The sequence below is a fragment of the Streptomyces sp. NPDC055140 genome (assembly GCF_053607285.1).
In genome coordinates, this window is sequence record NZ_JBSGTG010000003.1 from 35,865 (window position 1) to 62,065 (window position 26,201).

Here is a 26,201-nt window from a genome sequence, read left to right on the forward strand (position 1 = left end):
GTGTCACGAGGGGGTGGGAGGCGTCACACCCCCCACTTTCGTTCGCATTTCAACTTCTTAGGTAGAATCAATATATGGAGACCGAGACGGCCACACGCTGGCTGACCGACGAGGAACAGTGCGCCTGGCGCACGCACGTAGAGGTCAACAGGATGCTGACGTATCAGCTCGAGAAGGACCTCCAGCCGTTCGGCCTGACGATGAACGACTACGACATCCTCGTGCATCTCTCCGAGACGGACGACCGCCGGATGCGCATGAGCGATCTCGCGACCGCCACTTTGCAGTCCAAGAGCCGGCTCTCCCATCAGATCACCCGTATGGAGAACGCCGGACTCGTCCGCCGTGAGAACTGCGAGTCCGACCGCCGCGGCCTCTACACCGTCCTGACCGAGGAGGGCATGGAGACCATGAAGAAGGTCGCCCCGCACCACGTGGCGTCCGTACGGCGGCACTTCGTCGACCTGATCTCCCCGGAGGAGCTCGACGCCCTCCACAAGGCCCTGACCCCGATCGCCGAACACCTGCGTTCGCAGCGCGGCAAACCGTGACCATTGCGAACGGGGAACGCCGACCTTCCCCGTCCGCCGGCGTCAGGCCACCGGCGCCACCGGCAGCCTGAGTTCGAAGAGCGCTCCGCCCGCGGGCGACGAGCGGACCGCCAGGGCGCCGCCGTGCCGCACGGCGACGTCCCTGGCGATGGCGAGTCCCAGACCCGCCCCGCCGTCGTCCCGGGCCCGCGCGTCGTCCAGGCGCACGAACCTCTCGAAGATCCGCTCCCGCTCCGCCTCCGGCACGCCCGCGCCGTCGTCGCCGACCTCGACGACCGCCCACGGCCCCTCGGCCCGCACGGCGATGTCCACACGGGACCGGGCGTGACGCTGCGCGTTGTCCAGCAGATTCCCGACCACCCGCGCCAACTGGCTGCGCGAGCCCGCCACTTCGACGCGTTCGAGGTGCGTCCGGACCGCGACGCGGCCCGCCGGGCGCTGCGACAGCTCCTCGCCGGCCAGCGTGGCCAGATCGATGCGCGCCTCCCCCGGCCGCTCCCCCGCGTCGAGCCGGGCGAGCAGCAGGAGCCCCGCGGCGAGTTCCTGGAGCCGCACCGTGTCGGCCACCGCCCCGTCCACGTCGAGCAGTTCGGGGTGGGCGGCGCCCACTTCGAGCTGGGTGCGCAGCGACGCGATGGGACTGCGCAGCTCGTGCGAGGCGTCGGCGACGAACCGGCGCTGGCGCTCCACGGACGTCTCCAGCGCGGCGAGCGTCTCGTTAGTGGTCCGCGCGAGGCGCGCCACCTCGTCGTGCGTGGCCGGCTCCGGCACCCGGCGCGCCAGGTCCTGCGACGCCGTGATCGCGGACATCTCGCTCCGGATGCCCTCGACGGGGCGCAGCGCCCTGCGGGTCACCAGCCAGGTGACCGCGCCGACGACGCCGAGCAGCACCGGGAAGCCGATCAGCATGACGGTCAGCGCGGTGCCGACGGCGCTCTGCTCGGCGGACAGCGAGGCGCCCGCGTACACGGTGAGGTCGCCCTGCCGGGTGCTCTTCACCTCCAGCGCGGCGAACCGGTAGTCCCGGGTCTCCCCGTCGACGGTGGCCGAGCCCTTGCCGCCCTCGGCGTCGTCGGCGATCTCCCCGTACGCGTACGAGTCGTCGTCCCCGCCCCCGCCCTTGCCCTTGCCCTTGCCCTTGCCCCCATGCCGGTCGGAGCCGCCGTCGTCGTCTCCTCCGTCGTCATCGCCACCGGCGTCGTCCACCGGCGGGGTCACCGGCTTGACGGCGGACGAGCCGGTCCCGCTGATCCGCTCCAGGTCCTCACCGGCGGCCAGGAGCCGGCCGTCACCGTCCACGACCTGCACCGGGGTGTCATCACCGTCCGGGAGTTCGAGGGCGGCGGGCGCGGTGCCGGTCGCGATCGACACGGCGACCTTGCGGGCGGAGGACTCCGCCTCGCTCGACGCCTGGTCGGTGAGGTTGGACCGCAGCGCGAGCAGCACGGACGCGCCGGCGGCGAGGAGCGCCACGGCGACGACGAGGGTCGCGCCGAGCGTGGCTCTGGCCCGTACCGAACCGAACAGCCGCCGCCTCATCGCGGCACCTCCAGGCGGTAGCCCACGCCGCGCACCGTCCTGATCAGCTCCGCGCCCAACTTCTTGCGCAGGGTGCTGACGTACACCTCGACGATGTTCGGGTCGCCCTCGTACGCGAAGTCCCAGACGTGCTCCAGGATCTCCGCCTTCGAGACGACCTCGCCGGACCGCACCACCAGCTGCTCGAGGACCGCGAACTCCTTTGCGGTGAGCGGCACTTCGGTCTCGCCGTGCAGGACGCGGCGCGCGCCGGTGTCGACCCGCAGCGGGCCGAGCGTGCGGACGGACGAGCCGCCGCCGGTGCCGCGCCGCCGCAGGAGCGCCTTCACGCGTGCGACGAGGACGACGTACGAGAACGGCTTGGTGAGGTAGTCGTCGGCGCCCGTGTCGAGCCCCTCCGCCTCGTCGTACTCGCCGTCCTTGGCGGTGAGCATGAGGATCGGCACGTCGTGGCCGGCGGCGCGCAGGGCGGCGCAGACGCGGTAGCCGTTCATCCCCGGCAGCATGATGTCGAGGACGACCAGGTCGTACGCGCCCTCGCCCGCCCGATGGAACCCTTCGAGGCCGTCGTGGACGACGTCGACGGCGAACCCCTCCGCGGTCAGGCCCCGGGCGAGGGAGAGGGCGAGACGCTTTTCGTCTTCCACGATGAGCAGGCGCATGGGGGCCAGGGTCGCAAACGGAACCTGAAGAAGTCTTCAGGTTCCTTCAGCGGGGCTTCAGCATCGGTCGGCCACTGTGGTCCTCGTCGAAGCGCACCGGGTGTCCGGTGGGCCGGAAATCGTCTCGGGGAGGACCCTCATGAAGCGCAACATCGTGATCGCCACCATCGCCGCCGTGGCCCTGATCGGCGGCGGCACCGCGACCGCCGTCGCGGTCTCGGGCGGCGACGACGACACCACGTCGGCGGGCACGTCGACCGCGTCGCGGGGCACGGGGCACGACGACGACCGCGCGGAGCACGTCACAGAGCTGAAGACCGCGAAGGTGACGGCCTCGGACGCCATCGCCGCCGCCCTCAAGTCGATGCCCGGCACGGCGGTCTCCGCCGAGCTCGACGACGAGAACGACCATGTGGTCTGGGAGGTCGAGGTCCTGAACCGCACGACGTGGCACGACGTCCTCGTCGACCCCGCCACGGGCAAGGTCACCGGCTCGCACACCTCACGCCACGACGACACCGCCCGCGTCACCGCCACCCTGAAGGACGCGAAGACCACGGCGCAGGACGCGGCACGGGCCGCCGCCGTGAAGGGGACGGTCACCGAGATCGACCTCGACGACGACGGCACGGCCCACGCCTGGGAGGCCGAGACCACGGCGGCGAACGGCACCGACGCCGACTGGCGCGTCGACCTCCGGACCGGCGCGGTAACCCCGGACCGCTCGTCCCACGACGACGGCGACGACCACGGCCGCGACGACGCCACACGCACCACGCACGACGCGGGCGACGACCACGGCCGCGACAACACCGCCACCCACGACACCGGTGACGACCACGGCGATCACGGCCGCGGTCACGACGCCGACGACGACCACGGCCACCACGGCGACGACGACTGACGCCGGCGCCGTCAGGCCCGGCGCGGATCGGCTCATCGCGCCGCCGCGCCCGTCTCCTGAGCCGCGTCCGGGACACCGTCCCCGGGCGCGGCTTCCGCCGTCGTACGGGCGCCGCGCGCACCCCGTACCCCCCACACCGCCGCCGCGACCGGCGCCGCCGCGGCCACGGCGAAGCAGACGGCGAGCGGCAGGCGGGCCACCAGGAGGCCCGCTCCCGCCGTGCCGGCCGAGATCCCGGCGTTCACCGCCGTGTTGACCCAGGCCCCGGCCTGGGTGCGAAACGCCGGCCCGGCCGTCTCGTCCGCCACGAGATACGCGGTCGTCAGGGCGGGCGCGACGAAGAGGCCCGCAATCACGGCCGCCGCGCCGAGCGTCACCAGCCCGGGCGCGAGCGCCGCCGCCCCCAGCGCGGCGGCGAGCCCCGCGACGAGGAACGGCAGCCGGACGCGGGCAGGGGTGGACCAGGTGAGGGCGCCGTTCACAAGGCCGCCGACCGCACTGCCCGCCGAGAGCGCGGCCATCACCCAGGCCACGGCGTCGGCGTGCTGACGGGCGTCGGCGAAGGCGAGGACGAGCAGGTCGAGGGCGCCGAGGGCCAGACCGACGCCCACGGCGACGACCACCGGCTGCGCGAGGCCGCGCACCGGCGACATCCCGCCGGAGGGCCCGCGCCGCCCCGCGTCCCAGCCCGCAAGGCCCCGTACGGCCGGGGACGCCACGAACGCGGCGGTTCCCGCGGCCACCAGGACCGCGCTGGCGGCGACGCCGAACGCAGCGGGGGCGAACTGCACGACCACGCCCACGATGAGCGGGCCGGAGACGAGCAGCAGCTCCTCGGCCACCCCGTCGAGGCTGTACGCGCGCTGGAGCAACCCCTCGCGCTTGCCGACGAGTTCGCTCCACACGGTCCGCATGGTCGGGCCGAGGGGCGGGGTGCACGCGCCGGCGGCGAGGGCGGCGACACCGAGCAGGAGCCCGGAGGCCCCCGGCCGCCAGGTCAGCGCCGCGAGCACGCCGAGCAGGACGGCGTACGCCCCGGTCATCGGCGGGAGCGCGCGGCACGGCCCGTAGCGGTCGATGAGGAGCGCTCTCAGGGGGGAGAGGAAGACGCTCGCGGCGCCGAAGAGCGCCATGGCCGTGCCCGCGACGGCGTACGAGCCGGTGGCGGACTTCACCGCGAGCATCAGGGACAGGGACACGGTCCCGTAGGACAGCCGCCCGAGCAGGGCGGCACCGAAGGTGCGGCGGGCATGCGGCACCCGCAGCAGGGCTGCGTACGACATGGGTGGGAGTTCCTCAGAACGAAGGGCACACGGACGCCGAGGACCGCGACGTCACCGTTCGACGGTGGTCGCGGTCGGGTCGTGCCCTACGCACAGAGAAGGAACATACGTCCAACGTACCAGCGGGGGGCGGGAGTTGGCGATGGGCGGAACCGCGGCGCGGTCCCGGCCCCACCGTCCGCTCAGGCCTCCGTCAGGCCCTCCACCAGGGAGTCCGCCGCCCGGTACGGGTCGAGCTCGCCCGCCACGATGCGCTCGGCCAGCGAGCTGAGGCGGCGGTCGCCGTGAAGGTCCGCGATGCGCTCGCGCAGGGCCGTGACGGCGATCGTCTCGACCTCACGGGAGGCGCGGGCGAGGCGGCGCTCCTGGAGGACATCGTGCTCCTCCATCCAGGCCCGGTGCTTCTCGAGCGCCTCGACGACCTCGTCGATGCCCTCGCCGCGGGCGGCGACGGTCTTGACGATGGGCGGGCGCCAGTCACCGGCGCCCCGGGACTCACCGAGGCCCAGCATGTGGTTGAGCTCGCGGGCGGTCGCGTCCGCGCCGTCGCGGTCGGCCTTGTTGACGACGTACACGTCGCCGATCTCCAGGATTCCGGCCTTGGCCGCCTGGATCCCGTCGCCCATGCCGGGGGCGAGCAGGACCACGGACGTGTCGGCCTGCGAGGCGATCTCGACCTCGGACTGGCCGACGCCGACCGTCTCCACGAGGACGACGTCGCAGCCGGCCGCGTCGAGCACGCGGATCGCCTGCGGCGCGGCCCACGCGAGCCCGCCCAGGTGCCCGCGCGTGGCCATGGAACGGATGTACACGCCGGGGTCGGACGCGTGCTCCGACATGCGGACACGGTCACCGAGCAGGGCGCCGCCGCTGAACGGCGACGACGGGTCGACGGCGAGCACACCGACCCGCTTCCCGGCTCGCCGATAGGCGCTGACCAGGGCGGACGTGGACGTGGACTTGCCCACGCCCGGCGACCCGGTCAGCCCGACGACGTACGCGTGCCCCGCGAGCGGGGCCAGCGCCGCCATCACCTCGCGCAGCTGCGGGGACGCCCCCTCCACCAGGGAGATCAGCCGGGCCACGGCCCTGGGCCGGCCTTCCCTGGCCTGGGCCACCAGGGTGGAGACGTCCTGCATCACAGCTCCGTTCACTCGGTTTCGTCCGGCATCCGTACCGGCATAGGTGCCGGCGGAAGGGTTACGCCTTGGGTACCCGCACGATCAGCGCGTCACCCTGGCCACCGCCGCCGCACAGCGCGGCCGCGCCGACGCCGCCGCCGCGCCGCTTCAGCTCGAGCGCGAGGTGCAGGACGACACGGGCGCCGGACATCCCGATCGGGTGACCGAGGGCGATCGCGCCGCCGTTGACGTTCACCTTTTCCGAGGACACGCCGAGGTCCTTCATTGACTGCACGGCGACGGCCGCGAAGGCCTCGTTGATCTCGACGAGGTCGAGGTCCTCGACGCCGAGGCCCTCCTTCTTGAGGGCGTGCCGGATGGCGTTCGACGGCTGCGACTGGAGCGAGTTGTCGGGGCCCGCCACGTTCCCGTGGGCGCCGATCTCGGCGATCCACTCCAGGCCGAGCTCCTGCGCCTTCGCCTTGCTCATGACGACGACCGCGGCGGCGCCGTCGGAGATCTGCGAGGAGGTGCCGGCCGTGATCGTGCCGTCCTTGGCGAACGCGGGCCGCAGCCTGCCGAGCGACTCGGCGGTCGTCTCGGCGCGGATGCCCTCGTCCTTGCTGAACAGAACCGGGTCGCCCTTGCGCTGCGGGATCTCGACCGGGGTGATCTCGGCCTCGAAGAGGCCGTTCTTCTGGGCGGCGGCGGCGCGCTGGTGCGACTGGGCGGCGATCTCGTCCTGCTCGGGACGCTTGATGCCGAGGCGGGTGTTGTGCTTCTCCGTCGACTCACCCATCGGGATGTTCTCGAAGGAGTCGGTCAGGCCGTCGTACGCCATCGCGTCGAGCATCTCGACGGCGCCGTACTTGTAGCCCTCGCGGGACTTGGGGAGCAGGTGGGGCGCGTTCGTCATGGACTCCTGGCCGCCCGCGACGACGACGTCGAACTCGCCGGCGCGGATCAGCTGGTCGGCGAGCGCGATGGCGTCGAGGCCCGAGAGACACACCTTGTTGATGGTCAGCGCCGGCACGTTCATGGGGATGCCGGCCTTGACGGCCGCCTGGCGCGCGGGGATCTGCCCTGCCCCCGCCTGGAGCACCTGGCCCATGATCACGTACTGCACCTGATCTCCGCCGATCCCTGCCCGGTCGAGCGCCGCCTTGATGGCGACCCCTCCGAGGTCGGCTCCGGAGAAGGACTTGAGCGAGCCGAGCAGCCGGCCCATGGGCGTACGGGCGCCCGCGACGATCACTGAGGTGGTACCGGTCGTTCCAGACATGAGGCACGGCCCCTTGGAGATGAGGAGTGAACGAGGGTTTACTCGAATGTACTGAGCAGTACCTCCCACGTCACCGGCCGAACGGTGTGATCGCGCGCACGTTGCGTAACCACCTCCGACCGCGCTGCACTTACAGCATGCTGACGCGAATCGACCACATCGGAATCGCCTGTTTCGACCTCGACAAGACCGTTGAGTTCTACCGCGCTACCTATGGCTTCGAAGTGTTCCACTCCGAGGTGAACGAGGAGCAGGGCGTGCGCGAGGCCATGCTCAAGATCAATGAGACGAGTGACGGCGGGGCCTCCTACCTCCAGCTCCTCGAGCCCACCCGGGAGGACTCCGCGGTCGGGAAGTGGCTGGCCAAGAACGGCGAGGGCGTCCACCACATCGCCTTCGGCACGGCGGACGTCGACGCCGACTCCGCGGACATCAGGGGCAAGGGCGTACGCGTCCTGTACGACGAGCCGCGCATCGGTTCGATGGGGTCGCGCATCACCTTCCTGCACCCCAAGGACTGCCACGGCGTACTGACCGAACTCGTCACTTCCGCACCGGTTGAGTCACCTGAGCACTGACCTCCGTATATCTGGGCCGGTAGGGTTGGGGGCGGCCGTCCGTCACACGGACGGCCGCGGGCCGGGGTCCGGGTTTCGGGGGGCGAGCGACGGGGCAGCAGCCCATGCTCCGCCGTTGATCTGACACCATTCCCCGGGGGCCCCGTTCGGCGGATGGACGGTGCTCGTTTGGAGAGACTTGCGACCAGGGGACGGATGGGACCGCGCAGTGCGGGGCTACGAGAGCCAGGACAGCCGGCAGCCGGCTGAGACCGACCATCTCTCACGGTTCGAGGCCGAGATGGACCGGCTGAAGACCGAGCGGGAGAAGGCGGTCCAGCACGCCGAGGACCTGGGCTACCAGGTCGAGGTGTTGCGCGCCAAGCTGCACGAGGCGCGCCGCAACCTCGCGTCCCGTCCTGCCTACGACGGCGGGGACATCGGTTACCAGGCCGAGCAGCTGCTGCGTAACGCGCAGATCCAGGCCGACCAGCTGCGCGCCGACGCCGAGCGCGAGCTGCGCGACGCCCGCGCCCAGACACAGCGCATCCTCCAGGAGCACGCCGAGCAGCAGTCCCGGCTCCAGTCCGAGCTGCACGCCGAGGCCGTCTCGCGCCGCCAGCAGCTCGACCAGGAGCTGTCCGAGCGCCGCCAGACCGTCGAGGCGCACGTCAACGAGAACGTGGCGTGGGCCGAGCAGCTGCGCTCCCGCAGCGAGCAGCAGGCCCGCCGGCTCGTCGACGAGTCCCGTGCCGAGGCCGACCAGGCCCTCGCCGCCGCCCGCGCCGAGGCCGAGCGGGTCACCACCGAGGCCCGCCAGCGCCTGACGTCGGAGGCCGAGACGGCCCGCGCCGAGGCCGAGGCCCTGCTGCGCCGCGCCCGCACCGACGCCGAGCGCCTCCTGAACGCCGCGTCGACGCAGGCGCAGGAAGCTACCGATCACGCCGAGCAGCTGCGCTCGTCCACGGCCACCGAGTCGGACACGGCCCGCCGCCAGTCCGCCGAGCTCAGCCGTGCCGCCGAGCAGCGCCTGTCCGAGGCCGACACGGCGCTGCGCGAAGCCCGCGCGTCGGCGGAGAAGGTCCTCACCGAGGCGAAGGACGCCGCCGCCAAGCAGCTCGCGAACGCCGAGTCGGCGAACGAGCAGCGCACGCGCACCGCCAAGGAGCAGGTCGCCCGGCTCGTCTCGGAGGCCACCAAGGAGGCCGAGTCCACCAAGTCGGAGGCCGAGCAGGTCGTCACCGACGCCAAGGAGCAGGCGGAGAAGATCCTCGCCGAGGCCGGCGAGAAGGCACGCAACGTCACGGCCGAGGAGACCGCCTCCCAGCTCGCCAAGGCCGCCCGCACGGCCGAAGAGGTGCTCAACAAGGCGTCCGAGGACGCCAAGGCCACCACGAAGGCCGCCTCCGAGGAGGCCGAGCGGCTGCGCAGCGAGGCCGAGGCCGAGGCAGACCGGCTGCGCGGCGAGGCGCACGACATCGCCGAGCAGCTCAAGGGCACCGCGAAGGACGACACCAAGGAGTACCGCGCCAAGACCGTCGAGCTCCAGGAGGAGGCCCGCCGGCTGCGCGGCGAGGCCGAGCAGCTGCGGGCCGAGGCGGTCGACGAGGGCGAGCGGATCCGCAGCGAGGCGCGCCGCGAGGCCGTCCAGCAGATCGAGGAGGCGGCCAGAACCGCCGAGGAGCTGCTCGCCAAGGCGAAGGCGGACGCGGACGAGCTGCGGGCCGGCGCGCAGACCGAGAGCGAGCGGGTCCGCACCGAGGCCATCGAGCGCGCCACGAACCTGCGCAAGCAGGCCGAGGAGACCCTGGAGCGCACCCGCGCCGAGGCCGAGCGGCACCGCGAGGAGGCCGGCGAGCAGGCCGAGGCCACCAAGGCGGAGGCCGAGCGGGCGGCGCAGGAGCTGCGTGAGGAGACCGAGCGCGCGGTCGCGGCACGGCAGTCGGAGGCCGCCGACGAGCTGACCCGGCTGCACACCGAGGCCGAGCAGCGCCTGACGGCGTCCGAGACCACTCTCACCGACGCGCGGGCCGAGTCGGAGCGCATCCGCCGCGAGACCGCGGACGAGACGGAGCGGCTGCGCGCCGAGGCCGCCGAGCGGATCCGTACGCTCCAGGCACAGGCCGAGACGGAGGCCGACCGGCTGCGCACCGAGGCCGCGTCGGACGCGTCCGGGACCCGCGCCGAGGCGGAGAACGTCGCCGTACGGCTGCGGTCCGAGGCCGCGGCCGAGGCCGAGCGGCTCAAGTCGGAGGCGCAGGAGAGCGCGAACCGGGTGCGCGCGGAGGCCGCGGTCGCGGCCGAGCGGGTCGCCACAGAGGCCGCGGAAGCGCTGTCCGCCGCCCAGGAGGAGGCCGCCAGGCGCCGCCGCGAGGCCGAGGAGACCCTCGGTTCCGCGCGCCAGGAGGCCGACCAGGAGCGCGAGCGGGCCCGCGAGCAGAGCGAGGAACTCCTCGCGGTCGCCCGCGCCCGTGTCGAGGAGGCGCAGGCAGAGGCCGTACGTCTCGTGGAGGAGGCCGACCGGCGCTCCACCGAGATGGTCGGCGCCGCCGAGCAGACCGCGCAGCAGGTGCGCGACTCCGTGTCCGGGCTCCAGGAGCAGGCGCAGGAGGAGATCGCGGGCCTGCGCAGCGCCGCGGAACACGCGGCCGAGCGCACCAAGTACGAGGCGCAGGAGGAGGCCGACCGGGTCCGCGCCGACGCGTACGCGGAGCGCGAGCGCGCCACCGACGACGCCAACCGCGTGCGCGGCGAGGCCGCCGCCGAGTCGGAGGCCGCCAAGTCCCTTGCGGAGCGCACGGTTTCGGAGGCGATCGCCGAGTCGGAGCGGATGCGGTCCGAGGCGTCGGAGCACGCCCAGCGGGTCCGTACGGAGGTCTCCGAGCGGCTCGCGTCTGCCGAGCAGGACGCGTCCCGTGCCCGGGCCGACGCCCGCGAGGACGCCAACCGGATCCGTTCGGACGCCGCCACGCAGGCGGACACCCTCATCACGGAGGCCACGAGCGAGGCCGAGCGCCTCACCCACGAGACGAACACCGAGGCGGAGCGCGTCCGCGCCGAGTCGACGGCCGCCGCCGAGAAGCGCGTCGGCGACGCCACGGAGGCCGCCGAGCGCCTCACGAACGAGACCAACGCCGAGGCGGAGCGCGTCCGTTCGGAGTCCGTCGCCCGCGCCGAGCAGCTCGTCGGCGACGCCACGACCGAGGCCGCCAGGCTGCACGCGGAGTCCACCACCGCGGCCGATCAGCTCACGAACGAGACCCTCACCGAGGCCGAGCGTGTGCGCGCCGAGGCGGTCGCCAGGGCCGAGAAGCTCATCGCGGACGCGGCCGGGGACGCCGAGCGGCTGCGCGCCGAGGCGGCCGAGACCGTCGGGTCCGCGCAGCAGCACGCCGAGCGGACCCGCAGCGAGTCGGAGCGCGTCAAGGCGGAGGCGGCAGAGGAGGCCGAGCGGCTCACGTCCTCGGCGCGCGCCGAGGCCGAGCGGACCCTCGACGAGACCCGCAAGGACGCCAACAAGCGCCGCTCGGAGGCCGCCGAGCAGGTCGACAAGCTCATCACGGAGGCGAGCGCGGAGTCCGAGAAGCTGACGTCCGAGGCGCAGCACGCCGCGCTGAAGGCGACCGCGGACGCCGAGTCGCAGGCCGACATGATGGTCGGCGCGGCCCGCAAGGAGGCCGACCGACTGGTCTCCGAGGCGACCGTCGAGGGCAACTCCCTGGTGGAGAAGTCCCGCACGGACGCGGACGAGTTGCTCGTCGGCGCGCGCCGCGACGCGACGGCGATCAGGGAGCGCGCCGAGGAGCTGCGCGAGCGCATCACCGGCGAGATCGACGAACTGCACGAGCGGGCGCGGCGCGAGTCCGCCGAGGCCATGAAGACGGCCGGCGAGCGGTGCGACGCGCTGGTGAAGGCCGCCGAGGAGCAGCTCACCGAGGCGCAGGCGAAGGCCAAGGAGATGGTCTCGGAGGCGGGTTCGGAGGCGAGCAAGGTCCGGATCGCCGCCGTGAAGAAGGCCGAGGGCCTGCTCAAGGAGGCCGGGGCGAAGAAGACCGAAGTGACCCGCGAGGCCGAGCGCGTCCTGTCCGAGGCGCAGGCGGAGGCGGAGCGCACGGTCGCCGAGGGCAAGCGCGAGCTGGAGGTCCTGGTCCGGCGCCGCGAGGACATCAACGCCGAGATCTCCCGCGTCCAGGACGTCCTGGAGGCGTTGGAGTCCTTCGAGGCCCCGTCCGCCGGCGGCGGGACCAAGGAGGGTGCCGTCAAGGCGGGAGCCGCAGCGGGGGCTACCCGATCGGGTGGCAAGGGGTCGGAAGGGTAGCCAGGACAGCAACGGGCGTGCTTGGTGAGGACCTTCGGCGCTGCCGCTGGCAAGCCATCCTGCGGTTAGCCACTCAAAAGGGGTGTCATTCTCCAGATCAAACGGGCATCTGCTCGATGACACGCCGCTTTGACCCCTAGGATTCCCCCTATCACCTCACCGGTCTCATTCGACAGGAACCCCATGAGCGACACTTCCCCCTACGGCTTCGAGCTTGTGCGGCGTGGGTACGACCGCGCTCAGGTGGACGAACGCATTTCCAAGCTCGTCTCCGACCGTGACAGCGCTCTCGCTCGTATCACTGCTCTGGAAAAGCGCATCGAAGAGCTTCACCTCGAGACGCAGAACGCTCAGGCGCAGGTGAACGACGCCGAGCCGTCGTACGCCGGTCTCGGCGCGCGCGTCGAGAAGATCCTCCGCCTCGCCGAGGAGGAGGCGAAGGACCTGCGCGAGGAGGCCCGGCGCGCCGCCGAGCAGCACCGCGAGCTCGCCGAGTCGGCGGCCCAGCAGGTGCGCAACGACGCAGAATCGTTCGCTGCGGAGCGCAAGTCCAAGGCCGAGGACGAGGGCGTCCGGATCGTCGAGAAGGCCAAGAGCGAAGCGGGCACGCTGCGCGCCGAGGCCCAGAAGGACGCTCAGTCGAAGCGTGAGGAGGCGGACGCCCTCTTCGAGGAGACCCGCGCCAAGGCCGCCCAGGCCGCCGCGGACTTCGAGACGAACCTGGCGAAGCGCCGCGACCAGTCCGAGCGCGACCTGGCCTCGCGTCAGGCGAAGGCCGAGAAGCGTCTCGCGGAGATCGAGCACCGCGCGGAGCAGCTTCGCCTGGAGGCCGAGAAGCTGCGGACCGACGCCGAGCGCCGCGCCCGCCAGACGGTGGAGACCGCGCAGCGTCAGGCCGAGGACATCGTCGCCGACGCGAACGCCAAGGCCGACCGGATCCGCTCGGAATCGGAGCGCGAGCTCGCCGCGCTGACGAACCGCCGCGACTCCATCAACGCACAGCTCACCAACGTGCGCGAGATGCTGGCGACCCTCACCGGTGCGGCCGTCGCCGCCGCGGGTGCGCCCGCGGAGGACGAGCCGATCTCGCGTGGAGTTCCCGCCCAGCAGACCCGCTGAGCAACCGCAGTCGGACGCCGAAGCCCCTTGCCGCTCCAGTGGCAGGGGGCTTTGTCCCGTTCTAGCGTTGCCGCATGATCGAGCTCGAGGGGCTGACCAAGCACTACGGCGAGAAGCTGGCCGTCAACAACCTCACCTTCACCGTCAGGCCGGGCATCGTCACGGGGTTCCTCGGCCCCAACGGCGCCGGCAAGTCCACGACGATGCGGATGATGCTCGGGCTCGACAACCCGTCAGCCGGCGATGTGCACATCGACGGGAAGCACTACGCACAGCTGAAGGACCCGCTGCGGTACATCGGCGCGCTCCTCGACGCGAAGGCCATGCACGGAGGCCGCAGCGCCTACAACCACCTGCTGTGCCTGGCGCAGAGCAACGGCATCCCGCGCACCCGCGTCGTCGAGGTCCTCGACACGGTGGGTCTGACACCCGTCGCCAGGAAGAAGGCGAAGGGGTTCTCGCTGGGCATGGGCCAGCGCCTCGGCATCGCGGGCGCGCTCCTCGGCGACCCGCGGATCCTGATGTTCGACGAGCCGGTCAACGGGCTCGACCCCGAGGGCATCCACTGGATCCGCAATCTGATGAAGTCCCTCGCGGCGCAGGGCCGTACCGTCTTCGTCTCCTCGCACCTGATGAGCGAGATGGCGCTGACCGCGGACCACCTCGTCGTCATCGGCCAGGGCCGTCTCCTCGCCGACACCTCGATGTCCGACTTCATCCAGGAGAACTCCCGCTCGTACGTGCGTCTGCGCTCGCCGCAGCAGGAGCGGCTCCTCGACGTGCTGCACGAGGCCGGGATCACGGTCGTCGAGGCGGGCAACGGCACGCTCGAAGTGGACGGCCGCAGCCCCGAGCAGCTCGGTGACCTCGCGGCCGCCCACCATCTCGTCCTGCACGAGCTGAGCCCCCAGCAGGCCTCGCTCGAGGAGGCGTTCATGCAGCTCACCGCGGAGTCGGTGGAGTACCACGCGCACACCGACGAGCCCGGGGTGCCGCCGCCGGTCCGGCTGCCGCCACCGCCGCAACAGCAGGGCTGGGGCGAGAGCTGGGACCGTACGAAGAACAAGGGAGCCTGATCGATGGCCACGACCCAGGTTCTCCGGTCCGAGTGGACCAAGATCAGGTCCGTCGCTTCGACGGTGTGGACGCTCAGCCTCGCGGCGGTCCTGACGATCGCGCTCGGGGTGCTGATCTCGATCCTGTCCAGGAACGAGTTCAAGAACATGAACGCGAGGGACCGACTGTCCTTCGACCCCACGTTCATCAGCTTCGCCGGGATGAGTCTCGGTCAGCTCGCGATGATCGTCTTCGGGGTCCTCGTCGTCTCGAACGAGTACAGCACCGGGATGATCCGCACCTCGCTCGCCGCGGTCCCCCAGCGCGGCACGTTCCTGTTCAGCAAGGTCGCCGTGGCCACCGTCCTGGCGTTCGTCGTGGGCCTCGCCACGAGCTTCATCGCGTTCTTCCTCGGGCAGGCGGTCCTCGGAGTGCACCGGGCGCAGATCGGTGACCCGGGCGTCCTGCGCGCGGTCATCGGCGGCGGCCTCTACATGACGCTCATCGCCATGTTCTCGATGGGCGTCGCGTCGATGCTGCGCAGCCCGATGCTGTCGCTCGGCATCCTGATGCCGTTCTTCTTCCTGATCTCGAACATCCTGGGCAACGTCTCGGCGACGAAGAAGATCGGCCGGTTCCTGCCCGACCAGGCCGGCAGCAAGATCATGCAGGTGGTGCCGCCGATCGACGACGACACCCCGTACGGGCCGTGGGGCGGCCTGGGCATCATGGTGATCTGGGTGATCCTGGCCCTGTTCTTCGGATATGCGCTCCTCGAGAAGCGGGACGCATAAGGGTTCCGGGCAGCTCCAGGGGCTTTGCCTCGTCTTGGCCGGAACCGTCAGCGCCCCGATATCCTCCTAACTCTTACGGGGGGCGTGTGCCCCGATGTCCTGAACCTTTCGATGGGTGCGGAGAATGATCGAGGCAGTCGGCCTGACGAAGCGCTACGGCGCCAAGACAGCCGTGTACAACCTTTCCTTCCAGGTCCGGCCGGGTACGGTGACCGGCTTCCTGGGTCCGAACGGGTCCGGCAAGTCGACGACCATGCGCATGATCCTGGGTCTCGACCAGCCGACGACAGGCCAGGTGACCATCGGCGGCCACCCGTACCGCAAGCTCCCCAACGCTCCGCGCCAGGTCGGCGCCCTGCTCGACGCCAAGGCGGTGCACGGCGGCCGGCACGCCCGTAACCACCTGCTCTGCCTCGCGCAGCTGTCCGGCATCCCGGCCCGCCGCGTGGACGAGGTGCTCGGCGTCGTCGGCCTCCAGGACGTGGCGAAGAAGCGCTCCAAGGGCTTCTCGCTCGGCATGGGCCAGCGCCTCGGCATCGCGGCCGCACTGCTCGGCGACCCGCAGGTGCTCCTCTTCGACGAGCCGGTCAACGGCCTCGACCCGGAGGGCATCCTCTGGGTCAGGAACCTGATGAAGTCGCTCGCCGCCGAGGGCCGCACCGTCTTCGTCTCCTCGCACCTGATGAGCGAGATGGCGCTGACCGCCGAGCATCTGATCGTCATCGGCCGCGGGCAGCTCCTCGCCGACATGAGCGTGCGGGACTTCATCTCGCACAACTCGGCCGACTTCGCGCGGGTGCGCACGCCGGAGACGGAGCCGCAGCAGCGCGAGAAGCTGACGGCCGCGCTGACCGAGGCGGGCGGCCAGGTGCTGCCCGAGCAGGACGGCGCACTGCGCGTCATGGGCCTGCCACTCCCCCGCATCAGCGACCTGGCGCACGGCGCCGACGTACGGCTGTGGGAGCTCTCTCCGCACCAGGCCTCGCTGGAGGAGGCGTACATGCGGATGACGCAGGGCGCCGTCGACTACCGCTCGACCGTCGACCAGCGGGCCGGTCTTCAGCAGCAGCTCCCGCCGGGCGCGATGCCGCAGCAGCAGTTCCCCGCGCCCGGCCAGGGCCAGCCGGACTGGTACGCGCCGCCGCCGCCCCAGCAGGGCGGTCAGCCGTTCGCCCCGCCGCAGGCCGCACCCGGCGGGCCGAACCCGTACGCCGCGCCGCCTCGGCAGTCGCCGGCCGCGCCCGCGGCCCCCGCAGCCCCTGCCCCCGCCAACCTGAACAAGCCCGAGGACCCTCGATGACGACGCCGCCCCCGCAGCCGGCTCCGCAGGCCTACGCCCAGCAGAGCGCGCCCAACTGGCAGGGCGCGCCCGGCACTTCGTATACCTCGCCCATCCCGGTCACCCGCACGCACCTGGGTCACGCGCTCGCCTCGGAGTGGACGAAGATCAAGTCCGTGCGTTCGACGCTCTGGACGCTCGGCATCTTCCTGTTCCTGGTCCTCGGCGGCGGCCTGTTCGTCTCCGCCCAGACCGAGGACCTCAACTACCAGGACGTGCCGTTCACGTTCCCGGCCTTCATCGGCCTGCTCCTCGGCCAGATCTGCCTGATCACGCTGGGCGTCCTCGTGACGTCGTCGGAGTACGGCACCGGCATGATCCGCACGACGTTCACCGCGTCGCCGCAGCGCTACCGGGTGTTCGCCGCCAAGATCCTGGTGTTCTTCGCGGTCTCGTTCGTGGTCTCCGCGGGCTCCATCCTGCTGGTGGGCCTGCTCACCTCGTCGATGCACAGCGGCCCCGACGCGGGCGACCTGAGCTGGGGCGGCACGGTCCTCAAGGGCGGGCTCTACGTGTCCCTGCTCGGCGTCCTCGGCCTAGCCGCGGGCTCCATGCTGCGGCACTCGGCTGGCGCGATCACCGCGATGCTCGGCATCGTGCTGCTGCCGTCGATCCTGCCGGTCTTCCTGATGATCTCGCAAAGCACGCGGACGCTCGGCGAGAAGATGCAGGAGTACAACGCCATCAACGCCCTCGCCAAGATCTTCGGCGCGGACGGCGGGAGCTCGGGCGGGTCCCAGGTGTGGCTGCTGGTCGGCGTCACGGCCGCGGCCGTGGTCGGCGCGTTCGCGCTGCTGGAGCGGCGCGACGTGTAAGGGCGTCAGTCGCTAGTAACGAGGCGCGTTCCTGGGCCGCTGCACCCGTGTGGTGCGGCGGTCCTTCGCGTTCCAGCAGGCCTTGTGCCAGTGCCGGCGCTCGTCCACGCCCGAGTGCTCGGGCCAGGCCACGACGTGCGCGACCCCGGAGGGGATCTCCTGGTCGCAGCCGGGGCACCGGTACGTCTTGCCTGCGGCGCTCGCGCCCGCAACCTGGCGCACGCTCCACTCCTCGCCCTGCCAGCTCTCCGTACGCTCGAATCCGCCGTAGCGGTTGCCCTGCTCATCGTCCGGTGCCTGGCTGGACGGTCGGCCGCCGCGACGGGGCGACATCTGGTTTCGGCGCGGGGACACCGGCTCTCCTCTAGGACTTGTACAGGTGCCTGCACAGGGACTGGGGCTCACGTCCAGCGTACGCGGACGCCTCTCGGGTACCCGCACAACGTCACCCCCCATGAGTTCTCCGGAAAATCTGCCAATCTCCATGGCAAGCCGTGCCCTTGGCACTTGTCAGCCGTTAATGCCGTGGGGGGAGTGCCGCGTCGGCGCCAAGAAAGGCAGGAGTGCGATGCGCGTAGGAACTTTTGTACTGGCGGCCCAGTTCCCCGGCCAGGGGCAGGGGGAGGCGCTGCACCGGGCGGTGCGGTCCGCCGAGGTGGCCGAGGAGGCGGGGCTCGACTCGGTCTGGCTGGCGGAGCACCACTTCGTGCCGTACGGCACCTGTCCGTCCGCGGTGACGCTCGCGGCGTTACTGCTCGGCCGCACCCGGCGCATCCGCGTCGGCACGGCGGTCAGCGTGCTGCCGACCGCCCACCCGGTCGCCCTCGGCGAGCAGGCGGCACTGCTGCACGTGACGTCCGGCGGCCGCTTCTCGCTCGGCGTCGGCCGCGGCGGCCCCTGGGTGGACCTGGAGGTCTTCGGCTCGGGCATCGAGGCGTACGAGAAGGGGTTCCCGGAGTCCCTGGACCTGCTGCTGCGCTGGCTGCGCGAGCCCCGCGTCGAGGCCGAGGGGGAACGGTTCGGCTTCCGCGAGGTCACCGTGGTCCCGCGCCCCGACGAAGCGCTGAACTCTCCCGACGGTCCCGAGGTGGTGGTCGCCTGCACCTCACCGAAGAGCGTGCGCCTTGCGGCGGAGCGTGGCCTTCCCATGCTGCTCGGCATGCACGCAGGGGACGAGGAGAAGGCCGAGATGGTCTCCCTGTGGCGCACGCACGCGCGGGCCGCCGGCCACAGCCCGGAGGAGATCCGCGCCGCGGCGCACGTCTCGGCCGGGGTGGCCCAGATCGGCGACCGCGGGGCGCAGGCGCGGGAGACGCTCCTCAAGGCGATGCCCGGCTGGCTGAAACAGGGGCTCGACGCCCATGTGACGGTGGACGGCCGCACGCGGTCCATGCGGGACCCGGTCGCGTACACGGAACTGCTGTGCGGGCTGCACCCGGTGGGGACTCCCGGGCAGTGCGCCGACCGGCTCGCGGCGACCTCGGAGCGCACGGGCATCACGCGGTTCGCGCTGCTCGTCGAGGGCTCGGGAGATCTCGCGGCCACCGAGGAGAACGTGCGCAGGCTGGGCGCCGAGGTACTCCCCCGGCTCCGCTGAGACGCGTAACGGCCGCGCGGCGCGTAGTCCACCGCTCCGTACTTGTGCACCTCCCGCGTACGGAGCGGCAGACCATCCGATTCCGCCTTCAACCGGCCGTCAGCAGTCCCTGAGCTCAGGGGACTGGTTCAACAGCTGATTGCGGGCCGAGGTGAAGCGGGCCAGCGTGCCGTCCACCGACGGGTCCTGTGGGAACACCGCCAGACGGTGGCAGTTCTGGAAGGCCAGCCGTACACCGAAGTGCCGCTGCAGCGCGCCACGAATCGCGTCACTCGCGAGCGCACGCAGCAGCTGCCCACGTGCCTGCTCGTCCGGCGGAGGCGTCTGGTTGTCGGCGAAGTCTCCGCCGTCGACCTTCAGCTGGGCCACCAGGGAGCTGATCATCTCCCATGCGTAAGGCAGGGAGGTCCGGACGCAGTCGACGAAGTCAGCTTCGTCGACCTCGCCTCGCTCGGCCTGTTCCAACAGTGCCGGTGAGACGTCGAGCGACATGGGTTCTCCTCTCGCACCCCCGCGGGGAGCGGGGGCTGACGGGCAGGTAAGGAGCGCGCGACGACGTACGACCACGAACACGCTGCGTACAGGCGTCGCGACCTCCCGCTTATACGGTAAGCAACGTCCGGGGCCCGCAACAGGGGATCGCGGGCACAGTCGGTCCACAACCGGCCAATAACGAACCCGGTAGTTCCAGGGCGAATCGCGTGGACCACTGGTCGTCGAGTAGCGTTGCCGACCATGCGTCTCGTCATCGCCCGCTGCTCCGTGGACTACGCGGGCAGGCTCACAGCCCATCTCCCGTCGGCTCCCCGCCTGATCCTCGTGAAGGCGGACGGCAGCGTCTCGATCCACGCGGACGACAGGGCCTACAAACCTCTCAACTGGATGTCCCCGCCCTGCACCCTGAAGGAGGGCAAGGGCGACGACAGCGGCACCTGGACCGTCATCAACAAGGCGGGCGAGAAACTCATCATCACGATGGAGGAAGTCCTCCACGACTCCTCGCACGAATTGGGCGTGGACCCGGGCCTTATCAAGGACGGCGTGGAAGCGCACCTCCAGGAGCTCCTCGCCGACAGGATCGACACACTCGGCGAGGGCTACACGCTCATCCGCCGCGAGTACCCGACGGCGATCGGGCCCGTCGACATCCTGTGCCGGGACGGCGACGGCGCGACCGTGGCCATCGAGATCAAGCGGCGTGGCGAGATCGACGGCGTGGAGCAACTCACGCGCTATCTCGAGCTGTTGAACCGGGACCCGCACCTCGCCCCGGTGCGCGGCATCTTCGCCGCCCAGGAGATCAAGCCGCAGGCCCGCGTCCTGGCCACGGACCGCGGCATCGGCTGCACGGTCCTGGACTACGACGCCCTGCGCGGCATCGAGGACGACAAGCTCCGCCTGTTCTGATCCGTCAGGCATGGCTGAGGGCCGGGTTCACAGGAACCCGGCCCTCAGTCATGCGCTGCGTACGTACGGCCGTCAGATCGTCGACGAGGCGCCCGGCCCGCTGGGCGAACCCGGCGCGCCGTCCGCCGGGCTGCTCATCGCGGAGCTTCCGCTCGGCGCCGGACCACTGGCCGAATCCGACGTGTCCGGGGTCGACGACGGAGTGGGATCCGGGCTGGACGACGTCGGGGCTGGCGTGGTCGGCGTCGGCGTCGTCGGTTTCGGCGTGGTCGGCGTCGGGTCCGGCTTCGGCGTCTTGCTGGGCGACTTGGACGGCGACTTGCTCGGCGACTTCGACGGGGACTTGCTCGGCTTGTCCGACGGCCTGCCGCTCTCGGACGACGGCCCGGTGCTCGGCGTCGGGTCGTCCGACGTGTTGGGGATGCCGTCCTTGCCCGGGTCGGCGGGCCGCTGGGTGGAGCCCGCGTCGCCGCCGCCCTGGTCCGCCTCGTCCGCGCCGATGCCGCCGCCGTCCTCGCCCTGCGAGGCCGACGGGTTCACGTTGACGCTGTCGGACGGGGTGTCCTTGTTCGACGTGGCGCCGAGCGTCACGACGGTGCCGAGGACCGCCGCGAGGAGCGCTCCGGCGCCCGCGGCCACGAGGTTGCGCCGCGTACCGGTGAGGACGGCACGACGGGCCCCGACGGGCTTGGCGCCGGGTCCGGGCCCGGCCTGCCGGGAAACCAGCGTGTCGGGCTCCGGGAGCGGCGGCGCGGGCGGCGCGAACGCGGCCGGCACCCCGCCGGGGGGCGACGCCGATTCCTCGTAGCGCGCGGCGGTGACCTCTTCGCCCGCCGCCGTACGCCCGCCGGGGAGCGCGCCGCCGGAGCGGTCCGCGACCAGGGCGAGGGCGCGGCGGCCCGCGATGGTGCCCCTCTTGTCGGCCAGCGCGCCGCGCAGGGCGATGGAGGCCTCCAGCTCGACGCGGGCCCGGTCGAGCTGCCCGCCGAGCAGAGCGAGGATGCCCAACTCGTGGTGGAAATACGCTTCTTCGGCCACTTCGCCGGAGAGCCGCGCGGCCTCCTGGCCGGCCCGCAGGCACCGCTCCCACACGGTCCAGCTGAGCCCGGCGGCGAACGCGGGCGCGGCGGTACGGGCGAGCAGCACCGCGACGCCGCCCTCCTCGTCCGGACCGGCCGGCGTCGTGACGGGGACGAGTACGGTCAGCGCGGCGAGCAGCGCGTCGGCCTCGGCCGCGACCCGCTCGGGCCCGACCGAGGGATGTCCTGCCCACCACGCGTAGTGCTGGGCGGCGGTGTGCGCCTGGCCGCCGGCGTCGTCGGCGTATCCCGCGGCCGTCAGCTGCTCCTGCACGCCGGAGGCCAGGCGGTAGCGGCCGCCGACCGGGGTGACGAGGGCGCAGCCGGCGAGTTCGGCGAGGGCCGCGTCGGCGTGGGTGTCGCCCACGAGGGCGGGCAGGTGGGCCTGGTGCGGTACCTCGCCGCCGAGCGCGACGGCGAACCGCAGGGTGGCGCGGGCCGACTCGCTGAGCCGCGACGCGAGCAGGGCCGCGGGCGCGGCGCCGTCGGCGAGCGAGGGCAGCGGCACGTCGTGGCCGTCCTCGGCGTCGAAGGGCGCGTCGACGGGCGGGGCGCCGGGGCCTCCGAAGTAGCCGAACTCGTCGAAGGCGTTCGGGTCGGCGCGCAGCTGGTCGCGCTGGCGCAGGAGCGCGCCGGCCTGCACGAAGCGCAGCGGGAGCCCCTCCGACTCGAACCAGAGGTCGCCGGCCCAGTTCGCCTCCTCGTCCGTGAGGACGCGGCCGACGGACCGCTCCAGGAGTTCGAGGCCGCCGCCGCGGCCGAGGCCGCCGAGGAAGACCTCTTCGAGGTGCGAGTCGGCGGACGGCGCGGCGACATCGGGTGTGGCCGCGACCAGGAAGGCGCACTCGGGCGTCGCTTCGAGGAGCTCGTCGAGCGCTGCGCCGCCGAACTCGAGGTCGTCGAGGACGACGACGGCACCGATGTCGTGGACCAGTTCGAGGAGCAGGGCGCGGTCGGGGCGGTGCAGCGGCGCGTTGTAGACGGCCGCGAAGAGGTCGTACAGCAGGTCGTTCGACGAGCGGCGGTGTCCGGAGATCCGGACGACGCCGTCGGGCGCGATGTCCGCGCAGTCCTCGGCGACGGTGTCGAGCAGCGCGGTGCGCCCGGAGCCCGAGGGTCCGGTGAGCCGCACGGAGCGCCCGCGCGCGAGGAGCCGGACGAGCCGATCGCGCTCCTCCTGGCGCTCCAGGAGCGGCAGTCGGGGCAGCGGGGGTCCGGCCGGCAGCGGCGGACGGGCGGCGCGGGCCATCTCGGCGCGTTCCGGCGGTGCGTACTTGACGGGCCGTCCCGGCCGCTCCCCCGGCGGGCAGGGCTCGATCTCGCTGCCGTCGACGGGGTTGACGGTGAGCAGGAAGTCGCCGGACACGAGCTGCACGGTGCGGGCGAGCCCTTGTGAGGGCTGGCCGAAGTCAGGAGTGAGGGGATCCCTGGGCGGGCGCGGGCGGCTCGCCTGGGTGTCGCTCTCGTCGTCGTGGTGGCCACGGTCCGCGCGGTCGTAGGGAACCCCGCCGTACGGATCGTGCCCGAAGTCTTCCGGTCCCCGGTTCATCGGGTCCATGGTCAAAGCCCCCCAAAAGCGTGGTGTGCCGATGCCCCTCCCGGCCTGTGCACACTGCGCTGTCGCTTCTGGTCCGGTGCCCGCGAGTGGGTCCGTCAATCCGCGGGCGACCGAACCCTAGACCTGGCTCAGTATCTCCGAACAGCCGGGGTACCGTGCCGTCCGAGACGTCACAGTCTCGTGAGGATTGCGGGCGCTGCATACCGGAACGCCCGATTCACACCCTGGGCAGTGATTCGACCCCGATGCCGCCCTCGATGGCGAGGATCCGGTGCAGCCGTGTCGCCACCAGGAGGCGCTGCATCTGGGGCGGCACACCCCGCAGCACGAGCCTGCGGCCGCAGCGTCCGGCCCGCCGGTGGGCGCCCATGATGACGCCGAGACCCGTCGCGTCCCACGAGTCCAGCTCTGACAGATCGAGCACCAGGTCGCCGACGCCGTCGTCGAGGGCCGTGTGCAGGACCGTACGGGCGTCCGCCGCGCTGCGGACGTCGAGGCGGCCCCCGACGACCAGCCCGGCGTGGTCGCCCCTGATGTACATATGCGCTCCCCGAGAGTGCTTGTGTGCCGTGATTCCAGTGGTCTCTGTGTCGTACGGCGATCTGGGTATGTCACTGCAACTGACTGGCGCGGGGGCGCAGAAGTTGCCGTCTGTAAGCGAACCGATACCGAATTCACCCCGTGGGGTTACCCACGGGGGTGACGAGATCAGTGCTTGTAGAACCCCTGCCCGCTCTTGCGCCCGATGTCACCGGCGTCAACCATCCGGCGCATCAGCTCGGGCGGGGCGAACTTCTCGTCCTGGGACTCGGTGTAGATGTTGCCGGTGGCGTGCAGCAGGATGTCGACGCCCGTGAGGTCGGCGGTGGCGAGCGGCCCCATGGCGTGGCCGAAGCCCAGTTTGCAGGCGATGTCGATGTCCTCGGCGGTGGCGACGCCCGACTCGTACAGCTTGGCGGCCTCGACGACGAGGGCCGAGATCAGCCGCGTGGTCACGAAGCCGGCGACGTCGCGGTTGACGACGATGCACGTCTTGCCGACCGACTCGGCGAACTCCCGCGTGGTGGCGAGCGTTTCGTCGCTCGTCTTGTAGCCGCGGACCAGCTCGCACAGCTGCATCATCGGGACCGGCGAGAAGAAGTGGGCGCCGACGACGCGCTCCGGGTGATCCGTGACCGCCGCGATCTTGGTGATCGGGATGGCGGAGGTGTTCGAGGCGAGTACGGCGTCCTCGCGGACGATCTTGTCGAGCGCCCGGAAGATCTCGTGCTTGACCTCGAGCTTCTCGAAGACGGCCTCGACGACGATGTCGGCGTCGGCGACCGCGTCCAGGTCGGTGGTCGTGGTGATGCGCCCGAGCGCGGCCTCCGCGTCCTGCGCGGCCAGCTTGCCCTTGCTCACGAACTTGTCGTACGAGGCCTTGATGCCGTCGGTGCCACGGGCCAGGGCGGCGTCGGTGACGTCGCGCAGGACGACGTCCCAGCCCGCCTGCGCCGAGACCTGGGCGATTCCGGACCCCATGAGTCCGGCTCCGATGACGGCGAGCTTCCCTGCCACTGTGCGACTCCCCTTACCCGCTGACCGCGTACCACTTGCGACTGACCGCTAACGGCTGTTCACGTATCTCTCCGGCGGACATTAGCGTCCGTGAGGGGTCGTCGGGCCGCGAAGTAATGCGCGTCACGTCTCGAATGACGGACATCACACCGGACGGGCCATCAGGCCTCGCGTACGGCGTAGTTGAGCACCGGCTCGCCCAGGAGACCCTCCATCTCGTCGAGCAGGCCCAGTGCCTCGCGGGACACCTCCCCGGCCGGCCTGGCCTTGATCATCCCGGCGGCGATACGGGAAAGCAGCGTCGTGTGGATCCAGTTGATCTGCCCGGCCATCAGGGCGGGCAGCGGGTCGTCGCCGCCCGCTCCGGTCTCCTCGCGCAGCGTCGCCTCGAGCAGCGTGAGCGACTCCTGCTGCATGTACCAGAGCCGGGCGCGCAGTCCGGGCGCGCCCTCGATGACCTTCATGAAGCGGTCGTAGCCCTCGATCAGGCCGACCTCGGGCGACACGGCGACGACCTCGCGGCGCAGTTCGCGCAGGACGGCTTCGGCCGCGGACTCGCCCCGGTCACGGGCGCGCACGAAGCGGGAGAGGCGGGCCACACTGCCCTTGGCGCGGTCGAGGAACAGGTCTTCCTTGGCCTGGAAGTAGTTGTAGACGGTGTTGACGGAGACGTCGGCCGCCTCGGCGACCTCGGCGATCGTCACCTCGTCGAAGCCGCGCTCCAGGAACAGGCCCGTGGCCACATCGGAGATGTGCTGCCTGGCCAGCCGTTTCTTGCGCTCACGCAGTCCCTCTGCCATGCGGCCAGTCTAGCTTTCGTTGCGCTCACTTGAATTTTGGGGACATTGCAAAATTTCAGTCACTCTGTTTTTCTGGACGCATGGCAGTCATCAGCGCGTCCGGCCTGGCCCGGACCTTCAGCACCCCACGCGGACCCGTCGAGGCGGTGCGCGGCATCGACCTGACCGTGCGACCGGGCGAGATCCTCGGCCTCCTCGGCCCGAACGGCGCGGGCAAGACGACGACCCTGCGCATGCTCACGACGCTCCTGCCGCCGACCGGGGGCGCCGCCACCGTCGCGGGCTGCGACCTGGCGACCGATCCGGCGGGCGTGCGCCGCGCGATCGGTTACGTCGCCCAGTCCGGCGGCGTCGACCCGAACATCTCCGTACGGGAGGAGCTGGTCACCCAGGGGCGGCTGTACCGGCTGCCCAAGGCGCGGGCGGTGGCGCGCGCCGAGGAGCTGGCCGGGGACCTCGGCCTCACGGAGCTCATGGACCGCAGGACCGCCGCGCTCTCCGGCGGGCAGCGGCGGCGGCTCGACATCGCGATGGGACTCGTGCACCGCCCGCAGGTGCTCTTCCTCGACGAGCCGACGACCGGGCTCGACCCGGCCGGCCGCGCCGACCTGTGGGACGTCGTACGACGACTGCGCGACGAGCACGGCACGACGGTCTTCCTCACCACGCACTACCTCGACGAGGCCGACGCGCTCGCCGACCGGATCGCCGTCGTGGACAAGGGAGTTGTGGCAGCGGAGGGCACTCCGGGGGCACTCAGGCTGGCGTACGGCGGATCGCTCGACGCCACGCTCCAGGACGCCTTCCTCGCGATCACCGGGCGCGGCCCGGCGACCGCACCGACGACCCCCGTGGCGGTGTGA

22 protein-coding genes and 1 pseudogene are annotated in these 26,201 nt (G+C 71.8%); 12 read left to right on the forward strand and 11 right to left on the reverse strand.

Annotated elements, in window-relative coordinates; all coding sequences use genetic code 11:
* The first annotated feature begins 74 nt into the window (after positions 1-74).
* Positions 75-551 carry a MarR family winged helix-turn-helix transcriptional regulator gene (locus tag ACWFR4_RS07780; protein ID WP_453467005.1) on the forward strand — a complete coding sequence of 159 codons (477 nt, stop codon included), beginning with the start codon at positions 75-77 and terminating at the stop codon, positions 549-551.
* A 42-nt stretch (positions 552-593) separates the two neighbouring features.
* On the opposite strand, the gene ACWFR4_RS07785 is transcribed toward ACWFR4_RS07780, so the two are convergent.
* Together ACWFR4_RS07785 and ACWFR4_RS07790 are read right to left on the reverse strand one after the other, a co-directional pair.
* Complete coding sequence (locus tag ACWFR4_RS07785) at positions 594-2,090, reverse strand: ATP-binding protein (RefSeq protein ID WP_453467003.1); 1,497 nt, start codon at positions 2,088-2,090, stop codon at positions 594-596.
* Positions 2,087-2,752, reverse strand: a complete 666-nt coding sequence (locus ACWFR4_RS07790) for a response regulator transcription factor (RefSeq protein WP_453651466.1) — start codon at positions 2,750-2,752, stop codon at positions 2,087-2,089. The genes ACWFR4_RS07785 and ACWFR4_RS07790 overlap by 4 nt, the downstream gene beginning before the upstream one ends.
* A gap of 139 nt (positions 2,753-2,891) precedes the next feature.
* Between ACWFR4_RS07790 and ACWFR4_RS07795 the strand changes: the two genes are divergently transcribed.
* The gene (locus ACWFR4_RS07795) at positions 2,892-3,656 is read left to right on the forward strand and encodes a PepSY domain-containing protein (protein WP_453651468.1); all 765 of its coding nucleotides are present in this window, start codon (positions 2,892-2,894) and stop codon (positions 3,654-3,656) included.
* A 32-nt stretch (positions 3,657-3,688) separates the two neighbouring features.
* Here the strand turns inward: ACWFR4_RS07795 and ACWFR4_RS07800 are convergent, their stop codons facing one another.
* The 3 genes from ACWFR4_RS07800 to ACWFR4_RS07810 all read right to left on the reverse strand — a co-directional run bounded on the left by ACWFR4_RS07800 (position 3,689) and on the right by ACWFR4_RS07810 (position 7,342).
* Positions 3,689-4,939 (reverse strand): MFS transporter, encoded by a 1,251-nt coding sequence (locus ACWFR4_RS07800; protein ID WP_453651470.1) that lies wholly within the window; start codon positions 4,937-4,939, stop codon positions 3,689-3,691.
* Positions 4,940-5,121: 182 nt separating this feature from the next.
* Entirely contained in the window at positions 5,122-6,078 is a 957-nt protein-coding gene (gene meaB / locus ACWFR4_RS07805; RefSeq protein ID WP_266674234.1) for a methylmalonyl Co-A mutase-associated GTPase MeaB, read from the reverse strand.
* 61 nt (positions 6,079-6,139) lie between these two features.
* A complete protein-coding gene (locus tag ACWFR4_RS07810) occupies positions 6,140-7,342 on the reverse strand; it encodes an acetyl-CoA C-acetyltransferase (protein ID WP_453651472.1) in 1,203 nt (400 codons plus the stop codon).
* Between the two features lie 137 nt (positions 7,343-7,479).
* Here ACWFR4_RS07810 and mce point away from each other — a divergent pair, with 137 nt between their 5' ends.
* The 7 genes from mce (at position 7,480) to ACWFR4_RS07845 (ending at position 17,340) form a co-directional block, all read left to right on the forward strand.
* Positions 7,480-7,920, forward strand: a complete 441-nt coding sequence (gene mce / locus ACWFR4_RS07815) for a methylmalonyl-CoA epimerase (RefSeq protein WP_100595983.1) — start codon at positions 7,480-7,482, stop codon at positions 7,918-7,920.
* 208 nt (positions 7,921-8,128) lie between these two features.
* On the forward strand, positions 8,129-12,217 hold the full coding sequence (gene scy / locus ACWFR4_RS07820; protein WP_453651474.1) for a polarized growth protein Scy: 4,089 nt from the start codon (positions 8,129-8,131) through the stop codon (positions 12,215-12,217).
* A 183-nt stretch (positions 12,218-12,400) separates the two neighbouring features.
* Complete coding sequence (locus tag ACWFR4_RS07825) at positions 12,401-13,336, forward strand: coiled-coil domain-containing protein (protein ID WP_266559998.1); 936 nt, start codon at positions 12,401-12,403, stop codon at positions 13,334-13,336.
* 74 nt (positions 13,337-13,410) lie between these two features.
* On the forward strand, positions 13,411-14,412 hold the full coding sequence (locus tag ACWFR4_RS07830) for an ABC transporter ATP-binding protein (RefSeq protein WP_453651476.1): 1,002 nt from the start codon (positions 13,411-13,413) through the stop codon (positions 14,410-14,412).
* A 3-nt stretch (positions 14,413-14,415) separates the two neighbouring features.
* The gene (locus tag ACWFR4_RS07835) at positions 14,416-15,186 is read left to right on the forward strand and encodes an ABC transporter permease (protein ID WP_453460004.1); all 771 of its coding nucleotides are present in this window, start codon (positions 14,416-14,418) and stop codon (positions 15,184-15,186) included.
* Between the two features lie 124 nt (positions 15,187-15,310).
* The gene (locus tag ACWFR4_RS07840; protein WP_453651478.1) at positions 15,311-16,486 is read left to right on the forward strand and encodes an ABC transporter ATP-binding protein; all 1,176 of its coding nucleotides are present in this window, start codon (positions 15,311-15,313) and stop codon (positions 16,484-16,486) included.
* Entirely contained in the window at positions 16,483-17,340 is an 858-nt protein-coding gene (locus tag ACWFR4_RS07845) for an ABC transporter permease (RefSeq protein WP_453651480.1), read from the forward strand. The genes ACWFR4_RS07840 and ACWFR4_RS07845 overlap by 4 nt, the downstream gene beginning before the upstream one ends.
* A gap of 12 nt (positions 17,341-17,352) precedes the next feature.
* On the opposite strand, the gene ACWFR4_RS07850 is transcribed toward ACWFR4_RS07845, so the two are convergent.
* A complete protein-coding gene (locus ACWFR4_RS07850; RefSeq protein ID WP_453459995.1) occupies positions 17,353-17,694 on the reverse strand; it encodes an ATP/GTP-binding protein in 342 nt (113 codons plus the stop codon).
* Between the two features lie 214 nt (positions 17,695-17,908).
* Between ACWFR4_RS07850 and ACWFR4_RS07855 the strand changes: the two genes are divergently transcribed.
* The gene (locus ACWFR4_RS07855; protein WP_453459993.1) at positions 17,909-18,937 is read left to right on the forward strand and encodes an LLM class flavin-dependent oxidoreductase; all 1,029 of its coding nucleotides are present in this window, start codon (positions 17,909-17,911) and stop codon (positions 18,935-18,937) included.
* A 99-nt stretch (positions 18,938-19,036) separates the two neighbouring features.
* On the opposite strand, the gene ACWFR4_RS07860 is transcribed toward ACWFR4_RS07855, so the two are convergent.
* Positions 19,037-19,429 (reverse strand): SCO5389 family protein, encoded by a 393-nt coding sequence (locus tag ACWFR4_RS07860; RefSeq protein ID WP_116509837.1) that lies wholly within the window; start codon positions 19,427-19,429, stop codon positions 19,037-19,039.
* Between the two features lie 243 nt (positions 19,430-19,672).
* On the opposite strand from ACWFR4_RS07860, the gene nucS reads away from it, so the two are divergent.
* A complete protein-coding gene (gene nucS, locus ACWFR4_RS07865) occupies positions 19,673-20,344 on the forward strand; it encodes an endonuclease NucS (RefSeq protein WP_453459990.1) in 672 nt (223 codons plus the stop codon).
* Between the two features lie 72 nt (positions 20,345-20,416).
* On the opposite strand, the gene ACWFR4_RS07870 is transcribed toward nucS, so the two are convergent.
* The 4 genes from ACWFR4_RS07870 to ACWFR4_RS07885 form a co-directional block, all read right to left on the reverse strand.
* Positions 20,417-22,981: an ATP-binding protein gene (locus ACWFR4_RS07870; protein WP_453651482.1), complete on the reverse strand. Its 2,565-nt coding sequence runs from the start codon at positions 22,979-22,981 to the stop codon at positions 20,417-20,419.
* 217 nt (positions 22,982-23,198) lie between these two features.
* Complete coding sequence (locus ACWFR4_RS07875; protein WP_227297244.1) at positions 23,199-23,522, reverse strand: STAS domain-containing protein; 324 nt, start codon at positions 23,520-23,522, stop codon at positions 23,199-23,201.
* A 167-nt stretch (positions 23,523-23,689) separates the two neighbouring features.
* The gene (locus ACWFR4_RS07880) at positions 23,690-24,538 is read right to left on the reverse strand and encodes a 3-hydroxyacyl-CoA dehydrogenase family protein (protein WP_453651484.1); all 849 of its coding nucleotides are present in this window, start codon (positions 24,536-24,538) and stop codon (positions 23,690-23,692) included.
* Between the two features lie 161 nt (positions 24,539-24,699).
* Positions 24,700-25,338: a TetR/AcrR family transcriptional regulator gene (locus tag ACWFR4_RS07885; RefSeq protein WP_453459981.1), complete on the reverse strand. Its 639-nt coding sequence runs from the start codon at positions 25,336-25,338 to the stop codon at positions 24,700-24,702.
* Between the two features lie 161 nt (positions 25,339-25,499).
* On the opposite strand from ACWFR4_RS07885, the pseudogene ACWFR4_RS07890 reads away from it, so the two are divergent.
* Positions 25,500-26,201, forward strand: a pseudogene (locus ACWFR4_RS07890) (ABC transporter ATP-binding protein); the annotation flags it as partial.

Coding starts and splice junctions, on each gene's coding strand:
- ACWFR4_RS07790 (WP_453651466.1), bottom strand. CDS start 2,752: ATGCGCCTGCTCATCGTGGAAGACGAAAAGCGTCTCGCCCTCTCCCTC.
- ACWFR4_RS07795 (WP_453651468.1), top strand. CDS start 2,892: ATGAAGCGCAACATCGTGATCGCCACCATCGCCGCCGTGGCCCTGATC.
- mce (WP_100595983.1), top strand. CDS start 7,480: ATGCTGACGCGAATCGACCACATCGGAATCGCCTGTTTCGACCTCGAC.
- meaB (WP_266674234.1), bottom strand. CDS start 6,078: ATGCAGGACGTCTCCACCCTGGTGGCCCAGGCCAGGGAAGGCCGGCCC.
- ACWFR4_RS07800 (WP_453651470.1), bottom strand. CDS start 4,939: ATGTCGTACGCAGCCCTGCTGCGGGTGCCGCATGCCCGCCGCACCTTC.
- ACWFR4_RS07830 (WP_453651476.1), top strand. CDS start 13,411: ATGATCGAGCTCGAGGGGCTGACCAAGCACTACGGCGAGAAGCTGGCC.
- ACWFR4_RS07885 (WP_453459981.1), bottom strand. CDS start 25,338: ATGGCAGAGGGACTGCGTGAGCGCAAGAAACGGCTGGCCAGGCAGCAC.
- ACWFR4_RS07870 (WP_453651482.1), bottom strand. CDS start 22,981: ATGGACCCGATGAACCGGGGACCGGAAGACTTCGGGCACGATCCGTAC.
- ACWFR4_RS07845 (WP_453651480.1), top strand. CDS start 16,483: ATGACGACGCCGCCCCCGCAGCCGGCTCCGCAGGCCTACGCCCAGCAG.
- ACWFR4_RS07785 (WP_453467003.1), bottom strand. CDS start 2,090: ATGAGGCGGCGGCTGTTCGGTTCGGTACGGGCCAGAGCCACGCTCGGC.
- ACWFR4_RS07855 (WP_453459993.1), top strand. CDS start 17,909: ATGCGCGTAGGAACTTTTGTACTGGCGGCCCAGTTCCCCGGCCAGGGG.
- ACWFR4_RS07860 (WP_116509837.1), bottom strand. CDS start 19,429: ATGTCGCTCGACGTCTCACCGGCACTGTTGGAACAGGCCGAGCGAGGC.
- ACWFR4_RS07780 (WP_453467005.1), top strand. CDS start 75: ATGGAGACCGAGACGGCCACACGCTGGCTGACCGACGAGGAACAGTGC.
- ACWFR4_RS07840 (WP_453651478.1), top strand. CDS start 15,311: ATGATCGAGGCAGTCGGCCTGACGAAGCGCTACGGCGCCAAGACAGCC.
- ACWFR4_RS07835 (WP_453460004.1), top strand. CDS start 14,416: ATGGCCACGACCCAGGTTCTCCGGTCCGAGTGGACCAAGATCAGGTCC.
- ACWFR4_RS07875 (WP_227297244.1), bottom strand. CDS start 23,522: ATGTACATCAGGGGCGACCACGCCGGGCTGGTCGTCGGGGGCCGCCTC.
- nucS (WP_453459990.1), top strand. CDS start 19,673: ATGCGTCTCGTCATCGCCCGCTGCTCCGTGGACTACGCGGGCAGGCTC.
- ACWFR4_RS07825 (WP_266559998.1), top strand. CDS start 12,401: ATGAGCGACACTTCCCCCTACGGCTTCGAGCTTGTGCGGCGTGGGTAC.
- ACWFR4_RS07810 (WP_453651472.1), bottom strand. CDS start 7,342: ATGTCTGGAACGACCGGTACCACCTCAGTGATCGTCGCGGGCGCCCGT.